Origin of the sequence: Trinickia violacea (genome assembly GCF_005280735.1) — a bacterium.
Classification (GTDB): Bacteria; Pseudomonadota; Gammaproteobacteria; order Burkholderiales; family Burkholderiaceae; genus Trinickia_A; species Trinickia_A violacea.
The window spans coordinates 1,272,569-1,285,863 of record NZ_CP040078.1; the positions used below are offsets into that span (position 1 = coordinate 1,272,569).

A 13,295-nucleotide genomic window follows, 5' to 3' on the forward strand; every position below is an offset into this window, starting at 1 on the left:
TTGATCCTGTCGCTGTTACGTAGCGGCTTGGGTTGCTGCGAGCGCAATCAGGGCCTCGCGCGCCGAATCGATCACGCTGTCCCAGTCGCCGAGCGTCGGTTGACGGAACAGCCGCACGTCGGGATACCACGGACTGTCATCGCGTCCGAGCATCCAGCGCCAGCACGTGTCGAGGCGGTTCAGAATCCAGACCGGCTTGCCGATCGCGCCGGCGAGGTGGGCCGTCGACGTGTCGACGGAAATCACGAGATCGAGATTCGACACGAGCGCGGCGGTGTCGGCGAAGTCCGTGAGTTCGGCGGTCAAGTCGATGATGTGCCGGGCGACGCTTCGCGGGCTCGCTTCGTGACGCTCGTGCAGCGCTGCCAATTGCTGCGCAGGCGGTCCTTTCTGCAAGCTGAAGAACTGGACGTTCGGCACATCGAGGAGGGGGATCAGGCGTTCCAATGCAAGCGAGCGCCGCGCGTCGTTCTTGCGCAACTCGGGTACGTGGGGCCGGTTGCCGCCTGCCCAGACGAGGCCCACTTTCAAGGTGTCGGCGCCCGATGAAGACGCATCCATCGCTGCCGCAACGCGTGAGCCCCAGTGCGTCACAGCCTCGGGAGCGGCGAACAGGTAGGGCGTCGTGCCGGGAATGCTTGCAAGATCGGTCTTGAACGCGAGCGGCAGGCTCAACAGCGGACAGTGAGTGTCGAACGCGGGCAAGGGCTGGCCCTGCGCGACGAGCTGCGTCACGCCTTCGAGCGGCCCAAGCAGTCTCATCAATTCGGGCTGCACTTCGAGCACGATCTTCGCGCCGAGTTTCGCGACCATCGGCGCGTAGCGGCAGAACTGCAGCGTGTCGCCGAGACCTTGCTCGGCATGCAGCAGGATCGTTTTTCCTTCCAGCGATTCGGCGCCGAGCCACAGCGGTTGTGTAAAGGCGCGCAGACTCGCTTTGCTCCGGTTGCGCCGCCAGCGCCATTCGTACTCTTGCCAGCCCGCGTCGAGATTGCCCATCTGCAGCAGACACAACGCACGGTTCCAATGCCCTTCGACGGAATCGGGCTTCAGCGCGAGCGCGCGATCGTAGCTCGACAGCGCGTCGGCATGGCGGTTCATGTCGACGAGCGCGAGGCCCAGGTTGTTCCAGGCATCGGCGAGCGTTTGCTGCGCCGCGATGGCCTGGTGATAGCTCTGTTCCGCTTCTTGAGGACGGTTCAGGTCGCTCAACGCGTTGCCGCGATTGCTCCACGCTTCCGCGTAGTTCGGCCGCAGGACGATCGCGTGATCGCAGCTCGTCAGCGCGTCGGCGGGGCGGTCGAGATCGCGCAATACGCAGCTGCGATTGTTCCAGGCTTCCGGCATGTCGGGCTTGAGCGCGAGTGCGCGGTCGAAGCTCGCGAGCGCCTCGGCCGGCGCATCGAGCGCGCCCAGCGCCGTGCCGCGATTGTTCAGTGCATCCGCAAAATTCGGCATTAACGCGAGCGCGCGGTTCGCGCTCGCGAGCGCGTCCTTGTACTGCTGCTTGGCGTTCAGCGCGAAGGCGAGATTCGAATGAATCGGCGCGTGCATGCCGTCGATCGAAACGGCTTTCTTGAGGAAGGCGATGCCGTCGTCGAGACGCCCCGCTTGCAGCGAGAGTGCGCCGAGCAATTGCAGCGCGTCGAAGTGCTTGGGACGGATCGCGAGGATCTCCCGGTACAGTTCCTCGGCCTCGGCCAAGGCACCGTTTTGCTGGAGCGCCACGGCCTGCTGAAGCAGGGTGTCGAGTTGTCGCTGATTGCCGGGCTTGCTCATGAATGATGCGGTGAGGCAGGGCACATCGCCCTGCGGATGGAGACAAAACAATGGGGCCGATTATCGCTGAAACGGCGGCGCGCTTATTGGTGGCGCATTACGATTTTCTTACGCGAGCGAGATGGCTCTACGGGATCGCTATGAGTTCGTTACGAGTTCGCTATGAGTTCGTGTATGCGCTGCACCACCCATGCGCCGCGACCTCTTTCGCGCCGAACAGCACGCAGCCGCCCGATGGGGCGCCCGCCTTGCCCGAGTAGAGCGAGCAATTCGCGCATTCCTGCCCGGCTTGATAGGTGGCGTATTTCGACTTGTCGACTTTCGACGCATCCGTTTGGTAGCCGTACGACAGCGCCTGCGGATCGGATTCGCTCAGCTGCTCCGCTGCGCCGACCCGCTGCGCCAAGATCAGGGACGATCCGATGCCGACGCTGGCGATCAAGAAGCTGCGACGTGATGCCTTCATGGTGGGACTCCGTTCTGACTACGTTGGGGACTTCCTCGTGTTCTTCTTCGACGACGAACGCAACGCGCGCTGATCGTCGAGCGACCGATACGCTTCGTGCACGATGCCCTTGAACCATTCGAGCCCAGGATCATGCGCGCTCGCGCGGCGATAGAGCATCGATACGTCGTAGTCATCGAACCGCACCGGCGGCGCGCACATCTCGAGCTGTGAGATTCGCGCGAGCACATGGGCGGCGTGCAGCGGCAGCGTGGTCACCGCTTTCACCGACGCCAGGAACGCCGGCACCGCCGAGAAATGCGTGAGCGCGGTTTGCACGTGACGCGCCTTGCCGATCGCGCGCAAGGCGGTATCGACGGCGCCTTCGCGTCCCGAGAACGACACGAGCACATGCGGCAAGGCGAGGTAGTCGGCCAGCGTGAGCGGCATCTTGATGCCCCAGCGCGCGCTGTCGACCACGCACGCGTAGTTGGATTGCCCGAGCGTCTCGCGGCAGGCCCAGCGCTTCGGCGATGCGCCTACCGTCACCGCGAGCTCGATCTGCTGTTCCTCCAGCATCGCGTCGACGGTGTGCCGGTTCGTCTGCCTGAAGATAACCGATACGCCGCTCGCGCGCTCGAGGACGCGCCGCGAGATTTCGGGGCCGATCGCCAATTCGAAATCGTCGGACATGCCGATGACGAAGCGCCGCGTCGACGCGAGCGGATCGAACCGGGGCACCGGCGCGAGCGCGGCCGCGAGCGAACCGATGCCGCTTTGCAGCGGCTCGACGATGTCGAGCGCGCGCTGCGTCGGCTGCATGCCGCCTCTGACACGTATGAAGAGTTCGTCCTCGCACGTCTCGCGCAGACGCGCGAGCGCGGCGCTCGTTGCCGCCTGGCTCAACGCGAGCCGCGCCGCCGCACGCGTGACGCTGCGCTCTTGCCAAAGCGCGAGAAACACCACGGCGAGATTCAGATCGATCTTCCTGACATCCAAAATATCGATTTTCATCATCCAAAGAATTTGTTTTATTCATATTCACGGCGGTAGCATACTTGGCTTCCTCAACTTAGGGGAGGGTCGTTTGATGAGCACGCATCGCGTTGCCGTGGTTCAAGCCGGGTCTACGCTGTTCGATACGCCGCGCACGCTCGAGCGCATGCGCGCGCATTGCGAAACGCTCGCGCGCGAGGGCGCCGAGCTGGCGGTGTTTCCGGAGGCGTATCTAGGCGGGTATCCGAAGGGGCTCGATTTCGGCACGCGCGTCGGGTCGCGTTCGAGCGCCGGACGCGACGATTTTCTGCGCTACGCACGCTCGGCGATCGACGTGCCGGGCGTCGAGACCGAGCGCATCGGCGCGTTCGCCCGAGAGGCGCGTTGCAGCCTCGTGGTCGGCGTGATCGAACGCGGCGGCGCGACGCTCTATTGCACGGCGCTCTTCTTCAACGAACGCGGCGTGCTCGTGGCCAAGCACCGCAAGCTGATGCCGACCGCAAGCGAGCGCTTGATCTGGGGCAGCGGCGACGGCTCGACACTGCCGGTGGTTCAGAGCAGCGTCGGCAAGCTGGGGGCGGCGATCTGCTGGGAAAACTACATGCCGATGTTGCGGCAATCGATGTTCGCTCGCGGCGTCGAGATCTGGTGCGCGCCGACGGTCGACGAACGCGACATGTGGCAGGCTTCGATGCGCCATATTGCGTATGAAGGGCGCTGCTTCGTGCTGAGTGCGTGCCAGTTCCTCACGCGCGAGGATTGCCCGCCCGATTACGACTGCATTCAAGGCAACGAGCCTGGCACGCAGTTGATCAAAGGGGGCAGCGTGATCGTGAGCCCGCTGGGAGAGGTTCTCGCGGGTCCCGTCTATGGACAGGAGGCGGTGCTCACGGCCGATATCGATTTGGACGATGTCGTTCGCGGCAAATACGACCTGGACGTGGCGGGGCACTATGCGCGCCCCGATGTGTTTTCGCTGCACGTCGACATGCGGCCGAAGAGCAGCGTCGTGTGCACGACGGATGCGCTCGACGCAAATGGTGACGACGCGGCAAGCCGTTTGCCCGAGCCGCCGCCGATGGCGCATGGCGAATGAGCGTGGCGCGGGCGGTTCGCGTCACGCCTGCGGCAACTCCCTCACGTCGGCGGTCGGGACAAGGCCGAAGCTATCGCTCAACAGATAACCGATCAGCTTCGACGCCGATTGCTCCGGCGTCGCGAGCTGCCCGTTGCGCTTGAGGTCTTCGAATCGTTCGCGCAGCGGGAACCGGTCGACTCCCGTGCCGCGGATTTCGGCTTGCATGTCGGTATCGACGACACCCGGCGCGACGCTGCAGATTGTCAGCGCGCGGCTCTCGTCGAGCGCCACCGAGCGCGCGTGATGATCGAGCGCGGCCTTGGTCGCGCAATAGATGCTCCAACCGGCATACGCATTGCGCGCGGCTCCGCTCGAGATATGAACGATGCGGCGCTCGCCTGCGTCGGCGGTCGCCGCCGCGAAGGCGCTTGCAAACATCAGCGGTGTTGCGACGTTCAGCGAAACGGCACGCGCGATCTCGCCCGCGTTCTGCATTTCGCAAGGGCCGATCGGCTGCACTGTACCGGCGTTGTTGATGAGCAGCACGCGTTGCCCTCCGCTCGTGAAGCGGCGCAGCGCGTCGCCGGCGAGCCATTGCTCGACGAGCGCGAGGTCCGACAGATCCAATTCAGCTTCTTCGAGCAAGCCTGGGAAGCGTTGAGCCAGCGTCGCGTGGCGCGAACGCGAGACGCCCAGCACGGCGATGCCGCGCGCGAGAAGCTGCTCGGCAAGCGCCGCGCCGATGCCGCGCGTATGGCCGGTGAGGATGGCTTTGGTGAGCGGGGTGCTGCTGGAGGGGAGAGGGGTGGTCATGGCGAAGTTGGGTAGACGCGGGAAGATTCAAAGTGTGTGTATTTTGCGGCTGAACGCTGCGCTGCGCGCGCGAATGGCACAGCGGCGCGAAAACCGCCGCTCGTGCGGGGCACCGAACCGTTGATGTGATATCACTTCCTGATTGCAATGTGATAGCATTTTTTGCTATCGCGTGGGCATGAAATGGAAACACGCTCGCACCCTTCGGTTTATGGAAATGGGAATCAAGTCATGAACAACGCCATGACTTACAAGGGATATTTCGCCCGGATCGATTTCGACGGGCGCGATAACATTTTCGTCGGCCATGTGCTCGGCGTGGACGACAAAATCAGCTTCCACGGCAAGACGGTGGACGAACTGACGCGGGATTATCACGCTGCTGTTGATCACTACCTTGACGACTGCAAGCGCGCGGGGCGTGAACCGCAGAAGGCCGCGTCGGGCAAACTGATGCTCCGCATCGACCCGGCCGTTCATGCACGCGTCAGTATCGCTGCCGCCCTGCAGGACGAAAGCATCAACCAATGGTCGGAGGAAGTGTTGGGGCGCGCAGCCGGCGAAGTGCTGGAGCGCGCCGGTTACTTCACTGAAAATCCGTCGACACCGACACCACCTCCCACGCATCGATCTCCGCTTTCAGCGCGCTGAGCTTTGCCCGCACCAACGTCACCGCGTCACGCCCGAGCAAAAGATGCATCGGCGGGTTCTCCGACGCCACGAGCTTGAGCATCGCTTGTGCCGCCTTCGCCGGATCGCCCGGCTGGTTGCCGTCGAGCTTGCGGCGCCGCTCGCGAATCGGATTGAACACCTCGTCGTAGTCGGCGATCTTGCGTTCGGCGCGCACGAGCGAGCGGCCCGCCCAATCGGTGCGGAACGCACCCGGTTCGACCGCCGTCACGGCGATGCCGAGGCTCTTCACCTCCTTCGCCAGCGCCTCGGAAATGCCCTCGAGCGCGAACTTGCTGCCGTGATAGATGCCGAGACCCGGGAACGTGATGATGCCGCCCATCGACGTCACGTTGAGAATGTGGCCCGCGCGGCGCTTGCGCATGAAAGGAAGTACCGCGTGCATCATGGCCACGGCGCCGAAGACGTTGACGTCGAATTGCTGGCGCAATTGATCGAGCGTCGACTCTTCCAGCAGCCCCTCGTGGCCATAGCCGGCGTTGTTGACGAGCACGCCGATCGGACCGAAGTCCGCTTCGATTTCGGCAACGACGCGAGGGACGGCATCGGTGTCGGTGACGTCGAGCAGCTTGCCGAGGGCACGCTCGGGGTCGAGTCGATTGAAGGTTTCGAGCGCGTCTCTATTGCGCACGGTGCCGACGACGCGATGTCCATCGGCGAGCGCGGCTTCAGCGAGCGCGCGTCCGAAGCCGGAGTTGGCGCCGGTGATCAGAAAGACCTTGCTTTGCGGGTTCGACATGGGTTTGACCGTTCGGTAAGGGAAGGAGCCCTCATGCTAGGTCGGACCCTTGCGTTCGGTAACCCGTTTTGGCGCGTCAGCCTTTTAAGCAAAACTTCAAGCGGACGATCACAACAGCAGCAGCGCCGCGTCGAGCGCAAGCCCGCCTCTATCGCAAGAACGCTTCCGTGTAGAGCGTTCCTGCTTTTTCTTCCTGCCGCAGAAAATCGATCAACGCCCGCAGCTTAGGCGGCACGCGTCGGCGGTCCGTGTAGTAGAGCGTGAAGCCGGCGAGCGGCGGGCTCCAGTCCGCGAGCACGCGCACGAGGCGTCCGTCGTCGAGGAAACGCTCGAGGTAGCCGTTGATCATGTAAGCGATCCCGATGCCGTCGAGCGCCGCCTGCACGAGCGCAGCGGAGTCGTTGACGATGAGCGGCCCGCAGACCGCCAGCTCCAACGTTTCTCCTTCCTTCTCGAACGACCAGCGTTCGATCTGGCCGGAAGTTGAATGCCGGAAGCAGATGCACGCGTGATTGAGCAGATCGTGCGGCTGCCGAGGCAGACCGTGACGCGCGACATACTCCGGCGAAGCGATTACATGAGCCGTGATCGGCGGCCCGATTTTGACGGCGACCATGTCGCGCTCGACGAGATCGCCGAAGCGGATTCCTGCGTCATAACCGCGCCCGACGATATCGACGAGCGAGTTTTCGATCGATACGTCGAGGCGGATGTCGGGGTACTGGTCCAGAAAGCGTCGCAGGATCGGCTGCAGCACGATCATGTAGCCCGAGCGCGCCACGGTCAGGCGCAGCAAACCGGCGGGCCGGTCGGCGACTGCGCCGAGTTCCTCCGAGGCGAGCGTCAGCTCGCGCACGGCCGGCAACACGCGCTCGAAATAGGCCGCGCCGGCTTCGGTCAGGCTCGTGCCGCGCGTGTTGCGGTTGAACAGCGTCAGCCCGACGCGCGCCTCCAGATGGCGGATCGCCTGGCTGACCGCCGACGGCGACACGCCGAGCTTGACGGCCGCCGCCGAAAAGCCGTTTTCTTCCGCTACCGCAATAAATGTGACGATTCCATCGAGCTGATCCTGACGCAATTGCAAGCTCCTGCGATTGGCGAGGTGACGGTCTCGGTCAACGCACTTTCAGCGCGTCTTCGAGACGGTTGCAAAACATATCGCAAATCGATTCGTCATGCGCGATCGACAAGTAAAACTTCGTGCCCATCGGATTGAGGAAGATCCCTCGCTCGAACAAACCGAGCATCATCTTGCGGGCCATCTGCTTGTCGCCGCGCGCGCTCGTGCGGAAGTCGTTCACCGTGCCGCTCGTGAAGACGATTTGCGCGAGCGGACCATCGCCGATCACTTGCCCCGCCACGTCGCATTGCTTTAGCACGTCTCGCAGCGAGGCGCGAAAGCGCTCGCCGAGCGCATGCAGCGCCGCATAGGTGTCCGGCGTGCGCAGCACCGCGAGCGCCGCATTGCCCGCCGCGCTCGACACCGGATTGCCGCCGAGCGTCGAAGCCATCCACACGTAACCCGGCGAACCGATGTGCTGCTCGTTCACGTGATCCATCAACTCGGGGCGGCCGCCGAACGCGCCGATCGGATAGCCGCCGCCGAGCGCCTTGCCGTAGGCGACGAGATCGGGCACGACGCCGTAGTATTCCTGCGCGCCGCCATACGCGAGCCGAAACCCGGTGACGACCTCGTCGAAGATCAAGAGCACATGCGCTTCGTCGCAGATGCGGCGCACGCCGGCGAGAAAGCCTGGCTCCGGCGGCGTGCAACGCTGCAGCGGTTCCATGACCACCGCGGCAAGCTCATGGCCGTGCTGCGAGACGATCAGCTCGGTCACGCCCAAATCGTTATACGGCGCGACGAGCAGCTCGCGATCCACCGACGGCGTGCCCGCGCTCGTGTGCTCGGGCTGCGGAAACGGCAATTGCTTGGTGGGGAAGAGGCTCGTTACACCCGCTTCGTTGGCGCCGTGATAGGCGCCCTCGAACTTGAGTATCTTGGGCCGCTCCGTCGCGGCGCGAGCGAGCCGTTGGCAGTACATCGTGGCCTCGGTTCCCGACGCGCAGAAGCGAAGCTGTTTCGCCGCCGGGCTCACGCGGCGGATTTCCTCGGCGAGCAGCAAGCAAGGTTCGTTCAAGTGCGCAAAGTTTGAACCCAGCGCCGCCTGCCGCTGTACGGCTTCGACGACTTCCGGCCGCGCGTGCCCCACGAGTGCCGAACCCCAGCCCATCGAAAAGTCGAGATATTCGCGCCCGGCGGTGTCCCATAGCCGGGCGCCGTGTCCCCTGTGTATGGCGATCAAGCGCTCCGGCGGCCAACCGAATTCGCCGTTGGCAATGCCGCCGGGGAAGACCTGTAAGGCTCTCGACGCAATCGACTCGGCCATGATCGTTCTCGCGATGACATGATGTTGCAATTCGCAAAACACCTTTCAGTCAGCATAGACGATGATGCAGGGAGCGCACGATTCGGCGCGAGCCGTGGTGTTTTACGGCTTAGTGTCACGTTTTACGCAAACCCGGAGGGAGTCATGACCCAACAAAGCGATTGCATCGAAAAGAAGGTTTTGCTGCGCGCGCCGCTGGAGCGCGTATGGGAGGCGATCAGCGATTCCACGCGGTTCGGAAGCTGGTTTGGCGTGGCCTTCGACGGCCCCTTTGTAGAGGGCTCGCGCCTGTTCGGGCGCATCACGCCGACCACGGTCGACGCGAAAGTTGCGAAGGCGCAGGAACCTTACGCGGGCGCGCTGTTCGAAATCGCCGTCGACCGTATCGAACCCAAGCGGCTTTTCTCGTTCTATTGGCATCCGTTTGCCGTCGATCCGGCTTTCGACTATGCAAGCGAACCGATGACGCGGGTCGCTTTTGCGCTCGAGCCCGCGCCTGACGGCACGACGCTGACGCTCACCGAATCGGGCTTCGATCGAATCTTTGCTGAGCGTCGTGCGAAGGCGTTCGAAATGAACGAGGGGGGCTGGGCTGCGCAGATGACGCTCATCGAGAAATATCTCGCCAAGACGGCCTAGCGGCGAACGCGCCGCGACATCAAAACGCCACAAGACACGTTGAGCATGGCCCACACGCCGCCGCGCTTTGTGGCGCGTCGCGGCAGGGCGACGCTTGGACTCAACGCAGCCACGATTCACGATCCAGCAAAGGAGTGCACTATGGACCTGCAATTCGATCACGTCGTTGTTCTGATGCTCGAAAACCGATCGTTCGACCACTTGTTCGGCTACCTCGGCATCGGAGAAGGCGTGCCCGCCGGAGGCTTCACCAACTACAAGACAGCCGGCAACGCCAAGAGCACGGCGTATCAGACTCGGCAAGGCGGCGACTACACGTCAGTGGGCCAAGGCCCGGCGCACTCGCTCAAGCAGATCAACGAGCAGCTCTTCGGCAAAACGAACGTGCCTGCCAACGAGCCGGCCACGGAGGCGACGCTCGATGGTTTCATCGCGTCGTTCAATACGTCGTTGCGATACGACCTCAAGCGCGATCCGACCGATAGCGAGCTGCAGCAAGTGATGAATGGCTTCGACCCGGTGCAATTGCCGGTGCTCTCGACGCTCGCGAAGAACTTCGTGCTGTGCGACCACTGGTTCTCGGACGTGCCCGGGCCGACCGTGCCGAATCGCGCGTTCGTGCATGCGGCGACCTCGCAAGGCTATACGTACAACGCGAACTGGAAGCCGAATCTCACCTGCGACACGATCTACGACCGCATCAACGCGACGAACGGCGCGTCGTGGCGCGTCTACTATCACGACACGAACGACGTGCTCCAGCTCTTTCCGAACGTCGAGAAGACGCCGCAGAACAACGTGCTGTTCGAAGGCAACTTTCTCGCCGACGTGTCCGGCGACAAGCTCGCCACGTACTCGTTCATCATGCCGGCGTTCATCGGCTCGCCGACGCAGCCGGTCAACAGCATGCACGCGCCGGCCGACGTGAGGCCCGCTGAAAAGCTCGTGGCGGACATCTACAGCGCGCTGCGCGCCAACGAGGACGTCTGGAAAAAGACGCTCTACATCATCGTGTTCGACGAACATGGCGGCTACTACGACCACGTGCAGCCGCCGGCAACGGTGTCGCCCGACGGCATTCCGGGCCGGCTCGACGAGTCCTATCTCGTACCGTTCGATTTCGATCGCCTCGGGCTTCGCGTGCCTTGCATCCTGGTTTCGCCTTGGTTTCAACCCGCCGTCGATTCGACCGTGTACAGCCACTCGACGATTCCCGGTTCGATGATCGAAGCGTTCGGCCTCGGCAACTTCCTGACCAAGCGCGATGCGCAGGCGGCCAAGCTGACCCAGAAGTACCTCGCCAAGAACGACACGCTGACGTGGCGCACCGACACACCCGATGTGACCGTTCCCGTTCAACCGCAGGCCATGGACGCGATGCAAAGAGAGATGCTCGACGGCTCGGTGCATCTCGATCCGCACCCCGCGAACCGTAATCCGCTGCGCACGCAGGACATTCAGGACCCGCAGCAGGCGAAGGACTTTATCCGGACCCAGGTCGCGAAGCATCTCGAGCATTACTTCGCTTCGGGCGGCAACAGCAAGGTCGCGGCCGGGTTGTCGGCCGACAATCAGCATCCTGGCGCTTCCGTCAGCGCGTCACGTATCGACGAGTTGCGGGCATCGAAGGGGCATCATGCGGCGCCGAAGGAACGGCCCTAAGCATTGATGCGGCAGATGCCGGCCCTCGACCGTAAGGCGAGGGCCGGGGCGTGTACGGGAGCCAATGAAAACGACGTCGCGCGCACAACGGCAACGAAGCAGCGTATCGTCTCGAACAGGGCGGGCCGACGATGCCGCAGCAAAGGCGTCATCGCTCCGGCAACACCGAATCAACCGGCAGGAGACACGACTTGAATCCACTCGTCGCGATGGCGGCCGACGATCTTGCACAAACGATTCGTGCGCGCGAGGTGTCGTGCCGCGAAGTGATGCAGGCATACCTCGACCAGATCGATCGCTTCAATCCTTCGGTCAACGCGATCGTCGCGCTGCGCGAGCATGACGCGCTGCTCGCCGAGGCCGCGGAGAAAGACGCCGCACTCGCGCGCGGACACTATGAAGGCTGGCTGCATGGCATGCCGCAGGCGCCGAAGGATATCGCGCAAGTCGCTGGCATGATCACCACGCTGGGCTCGCCGATTTTCCGCAGCAACGTGACCGCCATCGACGGGATCGCGGTGGAGCGCGTGCGCCGCGCCGGGGCGATTTTCATCGGGCGCACCAACACGCCCGAGTTCGGTTTGGGCTCGCACACCTTCAACGAAGTCTATGGCGCGACGCGCAATCCCTACGACGCGAAGAAGAGCGCGGGCGGCAGCAGCGGCGGCGCGGCCGCGGCGCTCGCGATGCGCCTCTTGCCCGTTGCCGACGGCAGCGACTTCGGCGGGTCGCTGCGCAATCCCGCTGCGTTTTGCAACGTCTATGGCATGCGTCCGTCGCGAGGCCGGGTGCCCGCAGGGCCCGCTCCCGAGCGCTTCATTCAGCAGCTCAGCACGGAAGGGCCGCTCGGGCGCACCGTGAAGGATGTCGCGATGCTGCTCGCGATTCAGGCGGGCTACGATGCGCGCGCGCCGCTCTCGTTGGCGGAAGATCCCGCGGTCTTCACGCAAGCGCTCGACACCGATGTGAAGGGCCGGCGCATCGGCTGGCTCGGCGACTGGAACGGCTATCTGCCGCTCGAGAACGGCATTGCCGCGCTGTGCGAGCGCGGGCTCGGTGCGTTACGCGGCATCGGGTGCGATGTCGATGAACTCGCGCCGCCCATTGCGCCCGAGAGTCTGTGGCAGACCTGGCTCGTGCATCGGCATTGGCTGGTCGGCGGCAACTTGCTCGCGCTCTATCAGGACGAGGCGAAGCGCGCGTTGCTCAAGCCCGAGGCCGTGTGGGAAATCGAGGGCATGCTCAAGCTTTCCGCCGCCGATGTCTATGCGGCCAGTGTCGAGCGTTCCCGCTGGTATGACGTCCTGCTCGGCGTGTTCGAGCACTTCGATTACCTGGCGGTGCCGACCGCGCAAGTGTTCCCGTTCGATGTGAACCGGCGTTGGCCGGATGCGATCTCGGGCGTGCAAATGGACACGTATCATCGCTGGATGGAAACGGTGTGCCCGTGGACGCTGTCGGGCTGCCCGGTGATCAACGTGCCGGTCGGGTTCAACGATGCGGGCTTGCCGATGGGGATGCAGTTGATCGGGCGGCCGCGCGGCGATTTCGCTTTGCTGCAGCTTGCGCGCGCGTATGAGCGGGAATGCGATTGGGTCAATACGATCCTGCCGCCGGCACTGGCCGACCGGATCGACTGAAGCGTCCTACAAGCACGAGATCGAGTATGGAAAGTCACGAAACACGAAGAGACCTGATCGAGCTGCGCGATCGCTTTCGCGAGTTCGCTGCCGAGCGGGACTGGGAGCGATTCCACACGCCGAAGAATCTGGCGACGGCGCTGAGCGTCGAGGCGAGTGAATTGCTCGAGCCGTTTCAGTGGCTCGTTTCCGGAAACGAGGCGTTGGACGACGCCAAGCTGAAGGCCATCCGCCACGAAATGGCAGACGTGCTGGCCTATTTGGTGATGCTCGCGGACAAGCTCGACATCGACCTCTATCAAGCGGCTTTGGAAAAGATCGAAATCAATCGCGCGAAGTATCCGGCGGGCAAGGTGCGAGGGGACTCGCGCAAATACTCGGAATACAAGGATTCCGAGCGATAGCCCGTTATAGGGCGAGCCGG

The 13,295-nt window shown here is 63.7% G+C and carries 13 protein-coding genes; 6 read left to right on the forward strand and 7 right to left on the reverse strand.

The window, feature by feature from the left end; all coding sequences use genetic code 11:
• Positions 1-15: 15 nt before the first annotated feature.
• The 3 genes from FAZ95_RS27795 to FAZ95_RS27805 all read right to left on the reverse strand — a co-directional run bounded on the left by FAZ95_RS27795 (position 16) and on the right by FAZ95_RS27805 (position 3,241).
• Positions 16-1,779: a tetratricopeptide repeat protein gene (locus FAZ95_RS27795; RefSeq protein WP_137335683.1), complete on the reverse strand. Its 1,764-nt coding sequence runs from the start codon at positions 1,777-1,779 to the stop codon at positions 16-18.
• A gap of 160 nt (positions 1,780-1,939) precedes the next feature.
• Entirely contained in the window at positions 1,940-2,245 is a 306-nt protein-coding gene (locus FAZ95_RS27800) for a high-potential iron-sulfur protein (protein ID WP_137335684.1), read from the reverse strand.
• Positions 2,246-2,263: 18 nt separating this feature from the next.
• Positions 2,264-3,241, reverse strand: a complete 978-nt coding sequence (locus tag FAZ95_RS27805) for a LysR substrate-binding domain-containing protein (protein ID WP_137335685.1) — start codon at positions 3,239-3,241, stop codon at positions 2,264-2,266.
• Positions 3,242-3,314: 73 nt separating this feature from the next.
• Between FAZ95_RS27805 and FAZ95_RS27810 the strand changes: the two genes are divergently transcribed.
• Positions 3,315-4,316 (forward strand): carbon-nitrogen hydrolase family protein, encoded by a 1,002-nt coding sequence (locus FAZ95_RS27810; RefSeq protein WP_137335686.1) that lies wholly within the window; start codon positions 3,315-3,317, stop codon positions 4,314-4,316.
• Between the two features lie 21 nt (positions 4,317-4,337).
• Here the strand turns inward: FAZ95_RS27810 and FAZ95_RS27815 are convergent, their stop codons facing one another.
• On the reverse strand, positions 4,338-5,111 hold the full coding sequence (locus FAZ95_RS27815; RefSeq protein WP_137335687.1) for an SDR family oxidoreductase: 774 nt from the start codon (positions 5,109-5,111) through the stop codon (positions 4,338-4,340).
• Positions 5,112-5,342: 231 nt separating this feature from the next.
• Between FAZ95_RS27815 and FAZ95_RS27820 the strand changes: the two genes are divergently transcribed.
• Entirely contained in the window at positions 5,343-5,762 is a 420-nt protein-coding gene (locus FAZ95_RS27820; protein WP_137335688.1) for a type II toxin-antitoxin system HicB family antitoxin, read from the forward strand.
• On the opposite strand, the gene FAZ95_RS27825 is transcribed toward FAZ95_RS27820, so the two are convergent.
• The 3 genes from FAZ95_RS27825 to FAZ95_RS27835 all read right to left on the reverse strand — a co-directional run bounded on the left by FAZ95_RS27825 (position 5,698) and on the right by FAZ95_RS27835 (position 8,930).
• Positions 5,698-6,540: an oxidoreductase gene (locus FAZ95_RS27825; protein WP_137335689.1), complete on the reverse strand. Its 843-nt coding sequence runs from the start codon at positions 6,538-6,540 to the stop codon at positions 5,698-5,700. The genes FAZ95_RS27820 and FAZ95_RS27825 overlap by 65 nt on opposite strands.
• Positions 6,541-6,688: 148 nt before the next feature.
• Positions 6,689-7,618 carry a LysR family transcriptional regulator gene (locus FAZ95_RS27830; RefSeq protein WP_137335690.1) on the reverse strand — a complete coding sequence of 310 codons (930 nt, stop codon included), beginning with the start codon at positions 7,616-7,618 and terminating at the stop codon, positions 6,689-6,691.
• A 37-nt stretch (positions 7,619-7,655) separates the two neighbouring features.
• A complete protein-coding gene (locus tag FAZ95_RS27835; RefSeq protein ID WP_137335691.1) occupies positions 7,656-8,930 on the reverse strand; it encodes an aspartate aminotransferase family protein in 1,275 nt (424 codons plus the stop codon).
• Positions 8,931-9,074: 144 nt separating this feature from the next.
• Here FAZ95_RS27835 and FAZ95_RS27840 point away from each other — a divergent pair, with 144 nt between their 5' ends.
• The 4 genes from FAZ95_RS27840 (at position 9,075) to FAZ95_RS27855 (ending at position 13,275) form a co-directional block, all read left to right on the forward strand.
• Positions 9,075-9,569, forward strand: a complete 495-nt coding sequence (locus FAZ95_RS27840; protein WP_137335692.1) for an SRPBCC family protein — start codon at positions 9,075-9,077, stop codon at positions 9,567-9,569.
• Between the two features lie 141 nt (positions 9,570-9,710).
• The gene (locus FAZ95_RS27845; protein WP_175425786.1) at positions 9,711-11,231 is read left to right on the forward strand and encodes an alkaline phosphatase family protein; all 1,521 of its coding nucleotides are present in this window, start codon (positions 9,711-9,713) and stop codon (positions 11,229-11,231) included.
• Between the two features lie 209 nt (positions 11,232-11,440).
• Positions 11,441-12,871: an amidase gene (locus tag FAZ95_RS27850; RefSeq protein ID WP_254700356.1), complete on the forward strand. Its 1,431-nt coding sequence runs from the start codon at positions 11,441-11,443 to the stop codon at positions 12,869-12,871.
• Between the two features lie 26 nt (positions 12,872-12,897).
• The gene (locus tag FAZ95_RS27855) at positions 12,898-13,275 is read left to right on the forward strand and encodes a nucleotide pyrophosphohydrolase (RefSeq protein WP_137335695.1); all 378 of its coding nucleotides are present in this window, start codon (positions 12,898-12,900) and stop codon (positions 13,273-13,275) included.
• Positions 13,276-13,295 lie beyond the last annotated feature (20 nt).